The organism is Rhizobium herbae, from assembly GCF_017873135.1.
In the GTDB taxonomy this organism is placed as follows: domain Bacteria; phylum Pseudomonadota; class Alphaproteobacteria; order Rhizobiales; family Rhizobiaceae; genus Pararhizobium; species Pararhizobium herbae.
The window spans coordinates 165,468-180,614 of the sequence record NZ_JAGGJV010000003.1; the positions used below are offsets into that span (position 1 = coordinate 165,468).

13 protein-coding genes and 1 tRNA gene are annotated in these 15,147 nt (G+C 62.1%); 3 read left to right on the forward strand and 11 right to left on the reverse strand.

What is annotated here, in order from left to right; all coding sequences use genetic code 11:
• Positions 1 to 67: 67 nt before the first annotated feature.
• The 4 genes from J2Z75_RS09590 to tesB all read right to left on the reverse strand — a co-directional run bounded on the left by J2Z75_RS09590 (position 68) and on the right by tesB (position 5,934).
• The gene (locus J2Z75_RS09590) at positions 68 to 2,743 is read right to left on the reverse strand and encodes a DNA translocase FtsK (protein ID WP_209851120.1); all 2,676 of its coding nucleotides are present in this window, start codon (positions 2,741 to 2,743) and stop codon (positions 68 to 70) included.
• A 278-nt stretch (positions 2,744 to 3,021) separates the two neighbouring features.
• Positions 3,022 to 4,452, reverse strand: a complete 1,431-nt coding sequence (locus J2Z75_RS09595; protein ID WP_209851124.1) for an ammonium transporter — start codon at positions 4,450 to 4,452, stop codon at positions 3,022 to 3,024.
• A 29-nt stretch (positions 4,453 to 4,481) separates the two neighbouring features.
• The gene (locus J2Z75_RS09600; protein WP_037162680.1) at positions 4,482 to 4,832 is read right to left on the reverse strand and encodes a P-II family nitrogen regulator; all 351 of its coding nucleotides are present in this window, start codon (positions 4,830 to 4,832) and stop codon (positions 4,482 to 4,484) included.
• Positions 4,833 to 5,055: 223 nt separating this feature from the next.
• Positions 5,056 to 5,934 carry an acyl-CoA thioesterase II gene (gene tesB / locus J2Z75_RS09605; protein WP_209851127.1) on the reverse strand — a complete coding sequence of 293 codons (879 nt, stop codon included), beginning with the start codon at positions 5,932 to 5,934 and terminating at the stop codon, positions 5,056 to 5,058.
• Between the two features lie 102 nt (positions 5,935 to 6,036).
• On the opposite strand from tesB, the gene J2Z75_RS09610 reads away from it, so the two are divergent.
• A complete protein-coding gene (locus J2Z75_RS09610) occupies positions 6,037 to 7,251 on the forward strand; it encodes a ubiquinone biosynthesis hydroxylase (RefSeq protein WP_234937262.1) in 1,215 nt (404 codons plus the stop codon).
• A gap of 217 nt (positions 7,252 to 7,468) precedes the next feature.
• On the opposite strand, the gene J2Z75_RS09615 is transcribed toward J2Z75_RS09610, so the two are convergent.
• The 4 genes from J2Z75_RS09615 to J2Z75_RS09630 all read right to left on the reverse strand — a co-directional run bounded on the left by J2Z75_RS09615 (position 7,469) and on the right by J2Z75_RS09630 (position 10,050).
• A complete protein-coding gene (locus J2Z75_RS09615; protein ID WP_113247138.1) occupies positions 7,469 to 7,657 on the reverse strand; it encodes a Trm112 family protein in 189 nt (62 codons plus the stop codon).
• 10 nt (positions 7,658 to 7,667) lie between these two features.
• Entirely contained in the window at positions 7,668 to 8,351 is a 684-nt protein-coding gene (locus tag J2Z75_RS09620) for an LON peptidase substrate-binding domain-containing protein (protein ID WP_209851132.1), read from the reverse strand.
• Between the two features lie 135 nt (positions 8,352 to 8,486).
• Positions 8,487 to 9,482 carry a thioredoxin gene (gene trxA, locus J2Z75_RS09625; protein WP_209851136.1) on the reverse strand — a complete coding sequence of 332 codons (996 nt, stop codon included), beginning with the start codon at positions 9,480 to 9,482 and terminating at the stop codon, positions 8,487 to 8,489.
• Positions 9,483 to 9,540: 58 nt separating this feature from the next.
• Positions 9,541 to 10,050 (reverse strand): prolyl-tRNA synthetase associated domain-containing protein, encoded by a 510-nt coding sequence (locus J2Z75_RS09630; protein WP_209851139.1) that lies wholly within the window; start codon positions 10,048 to 10,050, stop codon positions 9,541 to 9,543.
• Positions 10,051 to 10,303: 253 nt separating this feature from the next.
• Between J2Z75_RS09630 and J2Z75_RS09635 the strand changes: the two genes are divergently transcribed.
• Together J2Z75_RS09635 and J2Z75_RS09640 are read left to right on the forward strand one after the other, a co-directional pair.
• Positions 10,304 to 10,378, forward strand: a tRNA-Gly gene (locus J2Z75_RS09635).
• A 501-nt stretch (positions 10,379 to 10,879) separates the two neighbouring features.
• A complete protein-coding gene (locus J2Z75_RS09640) occupies positions 10,880 to 12,064 on the forward strand; it encodes a calcium-binding protein (RefSeq protein WP_209851141.1) in 1,185 nt (394 codons plus the stop codon).
• Positions 12,065 to 12,306: 242 nt separating this feature from the next.
• Here J2Z75_RS09640 and J2Z75_RS09645 read toward each other — a convergent pair whose 3' ends face one another.
• Genes J2Z75_RS09645 through J2Z75_RS09655 form a run of 3 tightly spaced genes read right to left on the reverse strand, consistent with a single transcriptional unit; the run spans position 12,307 to position 15,133 of the window.
• Positions 12,307 to 13,074, reverse strand: a complete 768-nt coding sequence (locus J2Z75_RS09645) for an SDR family oxidoreductase (protein ID WP_209851143.1) — start codon at positions 13,072 to 13,074, stop codon at positions 12,307 to 12,309.
• A 3-nt stretch (positions 13,075 to 13,077) separates the two neighbouring features.
• Positions 13,078 to 14,061, reverse strand: coding sequence for a D-erythronate dehydrogenase (gene denD / locus J2Z75_RS09650; protein ID WP_209851145.1), 984 nt, complete (start codon positions 14,059 to 14,061; stop codon positions 13,078 to 13,080).
• 49 nt (positions 14,062 to 14,110) lie between these two features.
• Complete coding sequence (locus tag J2Z75_RS09655; protein WP_234937289.1) at positions 14,111 to 15,133, reverse strand: aldose epimerase family protein; 1,023 nt, start codon at positions 15,131 to 15,133, stop codon at positions 14,111 to 14,113.
• Between the last annotated feature and the right edge of the window lie 14 nt (positions 15,134 to 15,147).

The window sequence follows — 15,147 nt, forward strand, 5'->3', positions numbered from 1 at the left end:
CCGTGCAATTGCCCGTGAGCCGCCGTGTCGGGCAGGCCCTTGAGCGTTCGGCGGGTCTATCGGCCGGTCAGTCGTTTTCCGTGGGCACCAGGATCTCGCGCTTGCCGGCGTGGTTGGCGGCGCCGATGATACCTTCCTGCTCCATGCGCTCGATCAGCGATGCGGCGCGGTTGTAACCGATGCCGAGCCGGCGCTGGACGTAGGAGGTCGAGGCCTTGCCGTCGCGCAGAACGATGGCGACAGCCTGGTCGTAGGGATCGTCCGATTCGGAAAGATTGGAGGTGCCGGCCGGGCCGCCGCCTTCGCCGTCCTCATCGTCGTCCTCGGTGATGGCATCGAGATATTGCGGCGAGCCTTGCGTCTTCAGAAATTTGACGACGTCCTCGACTTCGGTGTCGGAGACGAACGGCCCGTGAACGCGCTGGATGCGCCCGCCGCCCGCCATGTAGAGCATGTCGCCCATGCCGAGGAGCTGTTCGGCGCCCTGTTCGCCAAGGATGGTACGGCTGTCGATCTTCGAGGTCACCTGGAAGGAAATGCGGGTCGGGAAGTTGGCCTTGATCGTACCGGTAATGACATCGACGGACGGGCGCTGTGTCGCCATGATGACGTGGATACCGGCGGCACGCGCCATCTGGGCCAGCCGCTGGACGGCGCCTTCGATGTCCTTGCCGGCGACCATCATCAGGTCGGCCATTTCGTCGATGATGACGACGATATAGGGCATCGGCTGCAGATCGAATTCTTCCGTCTCGTAGACGGCCTCGCCGGTCTGGCGGTCGAAACCTGTCTGGACGGTGCGACTGATCTGTTCGCCCTTGGCCATGGCCTGCTCGACGCGCGAATTGAAGCCGTCGATGTTGCGCACGCCGATCTTCGACATCTTCTTGTAGCGCTCTTCCATCTCGCGCACGGTCCATTTCAGCGCGACGACGGCCTTCTTCGGATCGGTGACGACAGGCGAGAGCAGATGCGGAATGCCGTCATAGACGGAGAGTTCGAGCATCTTCGGGTCGATCATGATCAGGCGGCACTGTTCCGGCTTCAGCCGGTAGAGGATCGACAGGATCATCGTGTTGATGGCGACCGATTTACCCGAGCCGGTGGTGCCGGCGACCAGCAGGTGCGGCATCTTGGCGATATCGACGATGACAGGCTCGCCGCCGATCGTCTTGCCGAGCGCCATGGCAAGACGGGTCTTGCTGGTCTCGAAGTCGCGGGAGCCGATCAGTTCGCGCAGATAGACGGTCTCGCGGCGGTTGTTCGGCAGCTCGATGCCGATGGCGTTACGGCCGGGCACGACGGCGACGCGGGCGGCGATCGCCGACATCGAGCGGGCGATATCGTCGGCAAGACCGATGACGCGCGACGACTTGATGCCGGGCGCAGGCTCCAGCTCGTACATGGTGACGACCGGGCCGGGCCGGACATGGATGATCTCGCCCTTGACGCCGAAATCCTCCAGCACGCCTTCCAGCATACGGGCATTCTGTTCCAGCGCATCGGCAGACAGCGTCGCGTCGCGGGCAATGTTCTTCGGCTCGGCGAGGAAGTGCAGCGGCGGCAGGGTGAAGTCGTCATCGTCGGTGACCAGCGATGCCTGTGCCTCGCGCTCGATGCGCTGTCCGGTCTTTGGGCGGGGAGCTGGCGGAACGACGCGTGCGGCCACCGTTGACGGCGCCGGCGGCTGTTTGCGCGGTGCCGGAACCGGCGCCCAGTCGGCGGCGATGTCGATATCGTCGTCCTCGTCATCCTCGGGCATGATGCCGGCCGGCCGCTGGCCTGCGTCCAGAGCCGGGAAGTCGTCGTCCTTATCGTCGCCGACCGATATCGGCGGCGCCGAAACGACGCGGCGCTCACTGCGGTCGAGCGAGGGCTCGACCCGTTCCGAACGGGCGACGGCCTTCGGGCGAACCGGTTCGTTCAGCGTGCCGAATTCGTCGGTGTTGAAGTCGTAGGGCTCGTCGTAGTGGCGCGAAGCCGGCTTGCGCCGGCCGCTGAGACCGAAGAGACGCCGCAAACGGGCCTGCGCGGTAAAGCGCATATGGGTGAGCGCGCCGGCCATCACCATGATGATGCCTTCGGAATCGTCGTCTTCCGCCTCGTCGCTGACGGTGCGGGCCTTGCTGGGCGACGGCACCGGTATCGCGATATCGTCCTCCGGATCATCGACGCCGATCAGGCCGGCGCTGTAGATCAGGAAATAGGCGGCAGGCAGGGCAAACAGGACGGCAAGCACCGTGCCGAAGGTGCCGGTCGGATAGGCGCCGGTGAACAGTGCGGGAAATCGCAGGATCATGTCGCCGAAGACACCGCCGAGGCCGTTGGGCAGCGGCCAGGTGACGGGAGCCGGGATGCAGCTCAGGGCCGCCGAGGCCAGCACCGAACCGATGAACCAGGCGCCGGCGCGCTTGACGATGTGATCGAAAGGTTTGCCGGTGATCAGCACCAGACCCCAGGCGACCACTGGAAGCAGCGCCACGACACTGGCAATGCCGAAGAACTGCATGAAGATGTCGGAAAATGCAGCGCCGGTATAGCCGAGGATGTTGGTGGGCGCGTCCGCGGTCGCGTAGGAGAAGCTCGGGTCGGAGACGTTCCATGTCGACAATGCCGCCACCGCGAAGCCGAGGCCGACGAACAGCGCGAAGCCCGTCAGTGCGGCGATCTGCTTCCAGACGAAGGTGGAAAGCACAAACCGGTTGGAACGGTTGTCGAATACCGCCTGATTGTTTCTGCTCATGGTGACCTGCTTGCCCGTGATTCTCAAAAGCGCAATGCGCACAGGATCAGAAGGTAAGCAGAGGAGGGTTAAAGCCCTATTAACCTTGACGCTTCGTTTACGCGAAACGATGCCATCTCGTCCCGTTTTCCCCGACGGAGGTTTTTTGGCAACGGTGCACGACGCACGGGCACAAAAAAAGCCCGGACGAAATGTCCGGGCCAAATGCGGTCACGCGCAAACCACGAAACCGCGACGGGACTGAATACGGAGCCGGTTTGCCCGGCTCCGTAAATTGCTTAGGAGTGGTAAGCAGCTTCGCCGTGCGAGGAGAGGTCGAGACCTTCGCGTTCGGCTTCGACCGGGACGCGCAGGCCGACGATCATATCGACGATCTTGTAAAGGATCGCCGAGCCGATGCCCGACCACAGGAGCGTGACGATGACGCCCTTGAACTGTGCCCAGACCTGGGTTGCGGTGCCGGCGTAGCCAGCGGCGAAGTCGGCCGTCGAGTAATCGACGATGCCTGCGCCGCCGAGAGCCGGGTTGACGAACACGCCGGTGAGCAGTGCGCCCAGGATACCGCCGACGCAGTGAACGCCGAAGACATCAGCCGTGTCGTCGTAGCCGAACTTGTTCTTCACGGTGGAGACGAAGAAGTAGCAGATCGGGGAGACGACGAGACCCATGACGATCGCGCCCATCGGGCCGACGAAACCGGCGGCAGGGGTGATGACGACGAGACCGGCGACGGCACCCGAAGCAGCACCCAGCATGGAAGCCTTGCCGCGTGTAAAGGTTTCAACGAGCGACCAGGAGACGACCGCCGCTGCCGTGGCAACGAAGGTGTTGATCATGGCAAGCACTGCGTAGGCATTGGCTTCAAGGTTGGAACCGGCGTTGAAGCCGAACCAGCCGACCCACAGAAGCGAGGCGCCGATCATCGTCATGGTCATCGAATGCGGAGCCATCATGTCCTTGCCGAAGCCAGTGCGCTTGCCGACCATGATCGCGCCGACGAGGCCAGCGATACCGGCATTGATGTGAACGACCGTACCGCCTGCGAAGTCAATCGCGCCGAAGCCGAAGATCAGGCCGCTTGCGGCGGCATAGGCGCTCGGACCACCCCAGAACCAGACCATGTGGGCGATCGGGAAGTAGATGAAGGTCAGCCACAGGATGGTGAACAGGATCACGGCGGAGAACTTGATGCGTTCTGCAAAGGCACCGATGATCAGGCCGGGAGTAATGGCCGCAAAGGTCATCTGGAAGATGACGAAAACCAGCTCCGGAATGGCAACGCCCTTGGAGAAGCTTTCCGCCAAGGTCGAGACGTCGACACCGGACAGGAAAATCTTCGAGAAGCCGCCGACATAGCTGTTCAGCGAACCGCCGTCGGTGAAAGCAAGCGAGTAGCCGTAGGTGACCCAGACGATCATCGCGACCGCGGCAATCATCAGCACCTGCATCAGAACGGACAGCATGTTCTTGGTACGCACGAGGCCGCCGTAGAACAAAGCAAGGCCGGGTACGGTCATGAGCAGAACCAGGATGGAGGACACCATCATCCAGGTGGTGTCGCCTTTGTCGACCGTCATGGCCGGCGCCGCGGCAACAGCTTCAACGGCCGCGGGCGCCGTTTCCTGCGCAAACGCAATGGCCGGGGCGAGGAAGGCTGCGGCTGCAGCGCCCACGCGTCCGAGAGAGGTGGAAAGTTTGAATGAGGACATTGACATATAGCTCCCTGAACGGCCGTGACTTACAGCGCTTCTGTGTCGGTTTCGCCGGTACGAATGCGCACGGCATGGTCAATCGAATAGACGAAGATCTTGCCGTCGCCGATCTGGCCGGTCTTGGCCGACGATGCGATCGCCTCCACGGCCTTGTCGACGATCTCGGTGGCAACGGCGATTTCGATCTTCAGTTTCGGCAGGAAGCTCACGGCGTATTCCGTGCCGCGGTAGATTTCCGTATGTCCCTTCTGGCGCCCGTAACCCTTCACTTCGGTCACGGTCAGGCCTTGGATGCCAACGGCAGTGAGGGCTTCGCGAACCTCATCGAGCTTGAACGGCTTGATAATGGCCATCACAATTTTCATCTGGTTTCCCATCCTTGTTCATCTGCGGCTCGGGGCCGTCTCTCCTTGCCGCCGAGCATAATTCCCCAACGACCGCCCAATGCTATTCAAGGGGCGTGCCAGTTCGGGAGCGGCCGGTTAAGCCTATGAAAAGTCACGGAAATGCCACATTCCGCCGGTGGCATCCGCCGGAATGTCAAAAAATCGTCAATTTAAACGATGAAAAAATAAGCAAAAATAAAAAAATGGCGCTTTTTTATTCAGATGCCTTTTTCCGGATCAGGCCTTCCTGGGCGACGGACGCAATCAGGACACCGGAGCGGTCAAAAAGGCTGCCGCGCGTCATGCCGCGCGCTCCAAAAGCGCTTGGACTGTCTTGGGTATAGAGCAGCCAGTCGTCCATGCGGCAGGGCCGGTGGAACCACATGGCGTGATCGAGGCTCGCCACCTGCAGATCGCGGTCGAAGACCGAGGTGCCATGGGCGTAGAGCGCCGTGTCGAGCAGGGTCATGTCGGAGATATAGGCAAGCACGGCCGCCTGGATATGGCGCTCGTCGGGCACGGTACCGACCGCCTTGACCCAGACGTCCTGAACCGGTTCGAGCTTGTCGCGCGAGAAATAATGCTTGAGCGAGACGGGGCGGATCTCGATCGGCCGGGGACGCTCCCAGTAGCGCCGGATCGCCTCGGGCGCATTCACCAGGAACTTCTCCTTGATGTCCTGTTCGCCCATCAGCGTTTCCGGCGGCGCCACGTCCGGCATGGCGATCTGGTGGTCGAAGCCGTCCTCGTCGAACTGGAACGACGCCGACAGCGAAAAGATCGCCTTGCCGTGCTGGATGGCGACGACACGGCGGGTGGCGAAACTCGATCCGTCGCGGATGCGGTCGACGTCGTAGATGATCGGGACAGCGGGATCGCCCGGCCGCATGAAATAGGCATGCAGCGAATGCACGTAGCGGCCTTCGCTGACGGTGCGCTGCGCTGCCACCAGTGCCTGGCCGATCACCTGTCCGCCAAAGACCCGCTGCCAGCCGACCTGCGGCGAGCGCCCGCGAAACAGGTTCTCCTCCAGCTTCTCCAGATCCAGCGTCTGCAGCAGGACGTCCATCGGGGCGGGGTTGGGGCGCGACATTTCGGCAATCTCCTGAGGTCGAGCGCTCCAGCGGTAGGAAGGAGCGCATCAATGATCTATATAGGAGGCAGGCAATGCTCAAGAGCGACGGGAGAATGTGCGATGATCGATGTGCTGATTGCGGGCGGCGGTTATGTCGGCCTGTCGCTGGCCGTATCCATCAAGAAGGCTGCCCCTCACCTCGCCGTGAGCCTGATCGACGGCGCTCCGGGCGATGCCTGGAAGAAGGACGAACGCGCCTCGGCGATCATTGCGGCCGCCTCGCAGATGCTCGACGTGCTGGGAATATGGAGCGAGATCGAGCCGGAGGCCGAGCCGATCAGGCGCATGGTGATCACCGATTCGAAAACCGCCGATCCGGTCCGCCCGGTGTTCCTGACATTCGAGGACGAGGCCGTCGAGGGCCGGCCGTTCGCCCATATGGTGCCGAACGTCGCGCTGGTCGGCGCGCTGCGCAAGGCAGCGGACAATCTGGGCGTCGAGATCCGGCAATCGACCGCAGCTGCCGGTTTCAAGAGCGGCGCTCATTCTGTTTCCGTGGCTTTGGCCAATGGCGAGACGATCGAGGCGCGGCTGCTGGTCGCCTGCGACGGCGTGCGCTCGAAACTGCGCGATGCCGCCGGCATCAAGACGGTGGATTTCGACTACGGCCAGTCGGGCATCGTCACCACCGTCGAGCACGAGCGCCCGCATGACGGCACGGCGGAGGAGCACTTCCTGCCGGCCGGCCCGTTTGCGACGCTGCCGCTGAAAAACAATCGCTCCTCGCTGGTCTGGACGGAGCGCACGCGCGATGCCGACCGGCTGATCGCCAGCGACGACCTGGTGTTCGAGGAAGAACTGGAGCGCCGTTTCGGCCACAAGCTCGGCACGCTGAAGGTTGTCGGCGGCCGTCGGGCCTTTCCGCTCGGGCTGACGCTGGCCCGCGATTTCATCGCCCCACGCTTTGCCCTTGCCGGCGACGCCGCCCACGGCATCCATCCGATATCAGGCCAGGGACTCAACCTCGGCTTCAAGGATGTGGCGGCGCTGGCCGAAACCATCGTCGATGCCGACAGGCTGGGGCTGGATATCGGCTCGCTGGCGGTGCTGGAGCGCTACCAGAGCTGGCGGCGCTTCGATACGTTCCGCATGGGGCTGACGACAGACGTGCTGAACCGGCTGTTTTCCAACGACATCACCCCCGTCCGGGCGCTGCGCGATTTCGGCCTGGGGATCGTCGACCGCCTGCCGTCGGTCAAGTCGTTCTTTATCCGCCAGGCGTCAGGGCTCGGCGGGCAGAGTGAGCCGAAATTGCTGGGCGGCCAGCCGATCTGATTTAAGGGACTACCGCACGCATCGCGAACGACGTGCCTCCGTCATCCCTGTGCTCGTCACAGGGATCCAGCCGCCGCGCGTCTGCGCGGCGAGGGGACCGGCCACTCAAGCTTAGATGAAGAGGCTTCCACGCGACGGACGTCGCGTGACTGGATTCCTGTGACAAGCACAGGAATGACGGAGAGTTTGGGCGAGCCACCACCGATACTCGCCGCTCTCAATCCTCGATCTTCCTCGCCTCGGAAATCAGCATGATCGGAATTCCGTCGCGGATCGGATAGGCGAGCCTTGCCTTTTCCGAGATCAGCTCGTTGTCGGCAGCGCGGTAGCTCAGCCGCCCCTTGGTCAGCGGGCAGACGAGAAGTTCGAGCAGTTTGGGATCGACCCGGCTGGTCCTGTCTTCCATCGTTTCAGCCCTATTGCAGCATGGTTTCGATATCGCCGAAATTGCGGGCGAGTACGATCTCGGTGATGGCGATCAGCGTTTCGGCGCGGGTCTTGAGATCCGGCGCCTCCAGCAACGCCTGCTTTTCCGCAGGACCATAGGGTGACATCATCGCCATGGAATTGACCAGCGTCACATTGCTTGCCCGCTCGACGCTTTCCCAGTCCGCTTCCAGCTTGTTGGCGTCGAGATAGGCCTTGAAGGCGGCCAGCAGCGCTTCGCGGTCGACCTGGGCTTCATCGTCCGGCCCGGTCAGGTCGGTGGCGAAAGGCGCAATCTTGAAGGAGCGGTAGCCCTTTTTCCCCAGATGCACTTCCTCGAACAGCCGGAACCGGCAGATGCCGGTGAGCGACACCAGATATCGGCCGTCCTCCATTTCCGCAAACGAGGTGATCCGGCCGACACAGCCGACCTGGCAGAGCGCCTGCACATGCGCCTGGCCCGCCTCTTCGCGAATTTCGCCGAACGAGGGCTGGATCATGCCGATCAGGCGGTTTCCCGCCAGTGCGTCGTCGAACATCGACAGATAGCGCGGCTCGAAAATATTGAGCGGCAGCTGCGAGCCGGGAAGCAGGAGCACGCCCGTCAGCGGGAACACCGGAAGCGTCTCCGGCAAGTCCTGAGGCTTCAGATAACGTGCATTTCCAACTTGCATGGTCCACCACACCCCGTCGCCGTCAGGCGTTCCTCTTGGCAATCGCGGCGGCGCCGCGTCGCTTATCGACAAGAAATGGTGCGCTGTCCCGAAATCTCAAGGGAGACTGTCACAAAGCCGCAGGCAACGAGGGCGTTACGAGAACAGGATCGACGAAAGTTTCCGCCGCGCCGACAGCGTCGCCGGATCCATCGGGCCCCAGACATCGAAGAACTGCAAGAGCTCGCGCCGTGCGCCGTCGTCCTCGAACGTCCGGTCGCGCTTCATCACCTTCAGGAGGTGATCGGCCGCCGCCTCGCGGTCGCCTTCGACATTGCGGATCTTGGCCAGCTTGATGCGGGCGGCATGATCGTCGGGATCGGCGGCCAGTGCCTGCTCCAGGGCGTCGGGGTCGCCGAGCTTGCGGGCTTCCTCGATCTGGTCGAGCTTCTTCAGCACGGCAACGATGCCGGCGTCTTTCGCCAGTTCCTCCGAAAGCTCCGTCAAAAGTTCGCGGGCCTGTTGCGCGTCGCCGGCGGCGATCATGCAATTGGCAAGACCGGCCAGGGCCACGGCATTTTCAGGGTCGGCCTGCATGACGGCACCGAAGAGACCGGCCGCGCTCTGCACGTCGCCCCCATCGAAAAATGTCTTTGCCTCGGCCAGCGCCGCGTCGATCTCGGCCTGCTGGTCGTCGATCATCGGGCCGGCGATCTTGTCGATGAACTGGCGGATCTGGCTTTCGGGCACCGCGCCCATGAAACCGTCGACCGGCCGGCCGCCGACAAAGGCGATGACGGCCGGGATCGACTGGATGCCGAGCTGGCCGGCGACCGACGGATGATCGTCGATGTTCATCTTGACCAGCCGGACACGCCCCTGCGCTTCGGTGACGACCTTTTCGATCACCGGGGTCAGCTGCTTGCAGGGACCGCACCAGGGTGCCCAGAAATCGACGAGAACCGGCTGCTGGCGGGAGGCTTCCAGGACGTCGCGGGTGAAATTGGCTGTGGTGGTTTCCTTGATCAGATCGCCCGCCGGCGCTGCTGCCAGAGTTGCCGTTGTCGCCGGCGCGGGCGCCCCGCCATAGCTGGCTGTCGCCGTCATCTGGTTGCCGTAGGATGCCGCATAGGGATTGTCGTTGCCGCTCATCGTGTCTCCTCGCGGACATCCTCGTCCGTCTGACTGTCTTCCCGTCAAAGATCGTATGTCAGGACGTCACTTTCAAGACAAGCGCTTCGTGTCCCGTCGCCTCGATAAAGCGCAAAAGGTCCCTGGAAGCGATCGATGTCGTCGCGTCGTTGGCGAGCGGATGGCAGTTGACGATCTCGTCCTTCATCAGCTCCTCGTCGACGATGATCTTGACGTTCTGGCCGACGTCGTTGATCACGCCGAAGGCGGTGACGGCGCCGGGAATGACGCCGAGATATTCCATCAGCTTCTCCGGCCGGCCGAAGGAGACCTTGCTGGCGCCGCCGATCAGCGTGTGCACGGTCTTCAGGTCCACGGTGGCGTTTTCCTCGACGGTCAGGAGGAAATAATTGTCCTTCTTGTCCTTCACGAACAGGTTCTTCGTATGCCCGCCGGGAATCTCGTCGCGCAGCGCCACCGATTCGGCGACGGTGAAAACCGGTGCGTGCCGCTTGGTCTTGTGCGCGATGCCAAGGCTGTCCAGAAACTGGAACAGGTCGTCCTGCGTCTTCGGCTGCATTTCACTCATCACGGCTTCCTTCGGCTGAAAAATAACGGTCTTCCCTTACGGCGAAGGCCAAACAAGCGCAATCATTCACAGGATGCAGGCCGCAAAACGCCTTGTTTTCAGGGCCTTGCGACATTTCTTCCAAAATTTCTTGGATTGAGCGTCATTTCCCTGTTGCATTTGCAAAACGGCTGGGCCATATAGCGCCCGTCGCCGCAAACAACAACGCGGCGGCGCCACGGTCCACCGACTACCCCCGGACCTTGGATGATGAGCGGGTGTAGCTCAGGGGTAGAGCACAACCTTGCCAAGGTTGGGGTCGAGCGTTCGAATCGCTTCACCCGCTCCATTTCTTCCCAGCTTCAAAGCCTCGGTTTTCCGGGGCTTTTGTGTTTTTATCGTCCCGAAAATTGTCGAATGAAGACTTGGCAGTGTTGTGACGGTTCTGTCGCGTCAATGTGGTTCTCTTCAAGTCAAATGGTCGTTTCGGCATGTTCGGCGCGAGTCTTGCACAATACCCGAGGTGAGCCGGCTTTAGCGCATTACGGCGCAAAGGCCTGCCTGCAGACGATATTGACGGCTCCTTGCATATGCTCGGGAGCAACGTGCTATCGGGGCATAAGTATTGTTTGCGATGCAAAAACACCTCAGTTCCATTGCCAAAAAACAACAGTAATGCAAAGCATCTGACACCAGATTGGAAGGATTGATTTCCGATTTCCAGGGTGTAACATGACGTCAGCAAGGCATGTGGGCTGTGGAACATGTTTAATACTTAACAGAGCCATTTATCTCTATAAGACGGCATATTTTTACAACCTTTAATGAATCGATCGAGGGGAAACACCAAATGAGCACCATTACCAAAAACACGAGCGTCACGCTGAATGGCTCGACCAGCTTCAAGCTGGGCAGCGATACTTATACTTGGGACAATCACTTCCTCTTTGTGGTCGACTCCTGGGTTCCGGACGCCGATCCGATCCGGACGGTGACATACACGTTAAGTGGGAACAGTTGGGGCGCGGCGTTCGTGCACTTCGGCGGCAATACCAAGGCCATCATCAACGACACGACGACCGGCACGGAAGCCAACGGGAAGACGGTTTACATCGATTTCATCGCGTTCGCCAACGCCGGGCCAAATACCGTTACGCTGAAGAACGCCGAGGTTGGCGTCATAAACGGCTACAATAGTGTGGATACAGTCAGTATTGGCTATTATGCCAATGCCGTGCTTCTGGGTCGGGGCGACGACATCCTGACGCTCTCTGGGGCCGGCGAAGTGGGCAACGCCAATATGGGGCGCGGCGATGATACCCTGACGATCGGCAGCGGCTATCTGGGTTCGGCTGCTATGGGCCGGGGCAATGATACGGTAAAGGTCGGATCCGGTGGGTTCGACTTTATCAACCTCAGCCGGGACGCCGATATCATCAAGTTTTCCGCTAGTTCAAATGGCGGGATCGTTAACGCCGGCGAAGGCGTATCGGACGACCTGCCAGGGGCAAAGGATTTCGACACAGCCGATTTTTCTGCTTTCTCGGAGGCACTGACGATTGACCTGGGCGCCGGAACCGCGTCGTCGGGAGATAACGTCTTTTTCGAAATCCGTGCCTTCGAGAAGGCCATCGGCGGCAAGGGCAACGATACGCTTCGTGGCAGTGCCAGCGCCGACGTGCTAGACGGCGGGGCAGGCCTGGACAAGCTCTATGGCCTCGGGGGGGCCGATATCTTCGTTTTCGAAAAGGGCGATACCGGCAAGACACAGGCGACGGCGGATACGATCTACGACTTCACCAGTGCCGACAGCATCGACCTGAGCAACTGGGACGCCGATTCGAGCAAGACCGGCACGCAGGATTTCGCATTCGTCGGCACCAAGGCTTTTTCGGGAGACGCCGGCGAACTGCGCTATACCAAGACTGCTTCCGATACATGGATTGAGGGCGACACCAACGGCGACAAAGTGGCGGACTTTATCATCCATCTCGATGATGCTGTCGCACTGAAGGCAACCTATTTCGATTTCTAGGGCTGGGCCTGATAACAAGGCTCTTTAACCTGAAAATTGAACCACTCATGGCAGGCGTTCTGCCATGAGTGGTTTACATCTGCGGCGGCACCGGTTCCTCGATTAAAGGCACTTTTGTAGTTCGGCGGGAGGCTGTCGGTGCTCAAGGGCATCGTCGAGTTTCGAATGCGGTAGCGACCGTCAAATACAGAGTAATCTATTGCATATGCGTGCTCTATTTTCGGACTGGCGGGATCTTCCGGTTACCCCCGTCCCACATACGGCATCTGCGTCGCCATCACCGTCATCGTCAGCACGTTGGCGCTGAGCGGCAGGCCGGCCATGTAGATGACGGCGTCGGCGACGAGGTTGGCGGGGATGGTCGGTTCGCTCGCCACCTCTCCGTTGGCCTGCAGCACGCCGCCGCTCATCTTCGATGTCATTTCGGTGGAGGCGTTGCCGATGTCGATCTGGCCGCAGGCGATGTCGAAGGGGCGGCCGTCGAGCGCGGTGGATTTGGTCAGGCCGGCGATGGCGTGCTTGGTCGCCGTATAGGGGGCTGAGAGCGGCCGGGGCGTCGAGGCGGAGATCGAGCCGTTGTTGATGATGCGGCCGCCACGCGGCACCTGCGCCTTCATCAGCTTCATCGCCTGCTGGGTGCAGAGAAACGCACCGGTGAGGTTGGCGCTAACGATGGCGTTCCATTGCTCGAAGGTGATGTCTTCCATCGGTATGGCGGGCAAGCCCATGCCGGCATTGTTGACCAGAAGGTCGAGACGGCCGAAATCATGGGCGATGGTGGAAAACAGGGTGGCGACCGATTGCGGGTCGCCGACATCGGCGGCAAACGCCCGCGCCGTGCCGCCGGTCTGCGCGGCAAGCTCATGTGCCGCCGTCTGGAGAACGTCGAAGCGCCGGCCCGAGATGACGACGGTAAAGCCGCTTTTGAGCAGCGCTTCGGCGATGGCCCGGCCGATGCCGGTGCCGCCGCCGGTCACCAGAGCGATCTTTCGGTTTCCCTCTACTGTCATGGCTCAAATCCTCCCGTCCAGTTCATCGTCGATATGCGCTCTGATGAGTTCATCAAAACCGGTTTCGGCGCGAAAGCCCAGACTATTTGCCCGCCGCGTGTCGAAATCGGCCGGCCAGCCGGCGACGATTTTCGCGATGGCCGGATCGGGTTCGCGCCGGATGAGCCGGACGGCCTTTGCGCCGGCGATTCTGCCGAGCGCGGCGATTTCCTCGCCAACGGTGGCCGACAGGCCTGGCATCGACAGCGTGCGGCGGGGGCCAAGGCGCGCCAGGTCGAGCCGGGCTGCATGGATGAAGAAGCCGATGGCGGCGCGCGGGCTGGCAAACCAGTGGCGCACGCTGTCCTCGACCGGAAGGACCGCCTCTTCGCCGATCAGCGGTTCGCGCAGGATGTTGGAGAAGAAGCCGGAGGCGGCCTTGTTCGGCTTGCCGGGGCGAATGCAGATCGTCGGCAGCCGCAGGCCGATGCCGTCGAACAGGCCGCGACGGGAATAATCGGCGAGAAGCAGCTCGCCGATCGCCTTCTGCGTACCGTAGCTGGTCAGCGGCGCGGCGAGGAAGTCATCGCCGATCCTGTCCGGGAACGGCGCGCCGAACACGGCGATCGACGAGGTGAAGACGAGGCGTGGGCGATAGGGCTGCCGCAGGCCTTCCGCGCGGATGGCCTCGAACAGCAGCCGGGTGCCATCGAGATTGACGCGGTAGCCCTTGTCGAAATCCGCTTCCGCCTCGCCCGAGACGATCGCCGCCAGATGAAAGATCAGGTCCGGGCGGAGCGCAATCACCGTGTCGGCCGCTCCGTCCTCGCTGAGGTCCAGCGTCATCGTCCGGGCAACCGCGGAGAGCTCTGCCGGGACCGGCGGCTCGATCACGTCGACGAGGGTGACGCGGTCGATATCATCGCCGAACAGGCCGCTGTCGGAGGCGATCCGCTCGGTCAGCTTGCGGCCGAGCATGCCCGCCGCGCCGATCACAAGAACATGCATGTGCCATCAACCTCCCCATTGAACGGCAATCTCGTCCATGACCGGGGCGTCAGCTCCGGGTGAAGACGTAGTCGGTTTCCTGCCGCAGCGTCTCTCCCGGCCGCAGCACGGCTTGCGGGAAATTGGCATGGTTGACGGCGTCCGGCCAGATCTGGGTTTCGAGGCAGAAGCCGGCGAACGGGCCGTAGCGGCGGCCTTCAAGGCCCGGAACGGGCACGTTCATCTTGAAGCCGGTGTAGAACTGCACGCCGGGCTCGGTGGTGCGGACTTCCAGCGAGACGCCGGAATTGATGCTGCGCACCAGTGCGACCGACTGCTTGGGACCACGGGCATCCGACAGGCAGAAATTATGGTCGTAGCCGATCCTGTCGCCCTCCTGCTGGCGGCGCAGCGGCGTCATGGCGCGCAGGTCGAAAACGCTGCCCTCGACGGAGCGGATTTCGCCGGTCGGCACCTGCAACGGGTCTGTCGGCAGATAGGTATTGGCGGCGATCATCGCGTCATGGCCGAGCGCATCGGCGGTGCCGTCGAGATTGAAATAGCTGTGCTGGCAGATATTGCAGATCGTGGCGCGGTCGGTGGTGCTTTCGTAGAGAACATTGAGGACGCCGCCGTCGCTGACCGTATAGGTGCAGGTGACCGTGCAATTGCCGGGGTAACCGGCGCGGCCGTCGGGATCGACGATCTGAAGCACGACGCGGTTTTCCGTCGTCTCAAGGATCGTCCAGAGGCGCTTGGCAATGCCGTCGATGCCGCCGTGCAGGTGGGTGACGCCCTTTTCGTTGTTTTCCAGCTGGTAGGCCGTGCCGTCGATTTCAAAGCGGCCGCCGCCGATGCGGTTGGCGTTGCGGCCGGGCGTGGCGCCGAAATAGGGCGAATGCGCCAGATAATCGGGGAGATTTTCGAAGCCGAGCACCAGCGGGGCCGCATGGCCGTCGAGGCGCAGGTCCTGGATCACCGCGCCCCAGGTGAGGACATGCGCCGTCAGCCCGCCGCCCCTGATGACAACGCGGTGCACCGGTTCGCCGGATGGCATATGGCCGAACACTTCAATCTCTGTCTGCACGGCCATTCTTCCTCTGTTGT

Bases quoted from the DNA above. Each gene is read 5' to 3' on its own strand.
- J2Z75_RS09630 (WP_209851139.1), bottom strand. From the start codon at position 10,050: ATGAGTGAAATGCAGCCGAAGACGCAGGACGACCTGTTCCAGTTTCTG.
- J2Z75_RS09640 (WP_209851141.1), top strand. From the start codon at position 10,880: ATGAGCACCATTACCAAAAACACGAGCGTCACGCTGAATGGCTCGACC.
- J2Z75_RS09655 (WP_234937289.1), bottom strand. From the start codon at position 15,133: ATGGCCGTGCAGACAGAGATTGAAGTGTTCGGCCATATGCCATCCGGC.
- J2Z75_RS09610 (WP_234937262.1), top strand. From the start codon at position 6,037: ATGATCGATGTGCTGATTGCGGGCGGCGGTTATGTCGGCCTGTCGCTG.
- J2Z75_RS09645 (WP_209851143.1), bottom strand. From the start codon at position 13,074: ATGACAGTAGAGGGAAACCGAAAGATCGCTCTGGTGACCGGCGGCGGC.
- J2Z75_RS09595 (WP_209851124.1), bottom strand. From the start codon at position 4,452: ATGTCCTCATTCAAACTTTCCACCTCTCTCGGACGCGTGGGCGCTGCA.
- J2Z75_RS09600 (WP_037162680.1), bottom strand. From the start codon at position 4,832: ATGGGAAACCAGATGAAAATTGTGATGGCCATTATCAAGCCGTTCAAG.
- tesB (WP_209851127.1), bottom strand. From the start codon at position 5,934: ATGTCGCGCCCCAACCCCGCCCCGATGGACGTCCTGCTGCAGACGCTG.
- trxA (WP_209851136.1), bottom strand. From the start codon at position 9,482: ATGAGCGGCAACGACAATCCCTATGCGGCATCCTACGGCAACCAGATG.
- J2Z75_RS09590 (WP_209851120.1), bottom strand. From the start codon at position 2,743: ATGAGCAGAAACAATCAGGCGGTATTCGACAACCGTTCCAACCGGTTT.
- J2Z75_RS09615 (WP_113247138.1), bottom strand. From the start codon at position 7,657: ATGGAAGACAGGACCAGCCGGGTCGATCCCAAACTGCTCGAACTTCTC.
- denD (WP_209851145.1), bottom strand. From the start codon at position 14,061: ATGCATGTTCTTGTGATCGGCGCGGCGGGCATGCTCGGCCGCAAGCTG.
- J2Z75_RS09620 (WP_209851132.1), bottom strand. From the start codon at position 8,351: ATGCAAGTTGGAAATGCACGTTATCTGAAGCCTCAGGACTTGCCGGAG.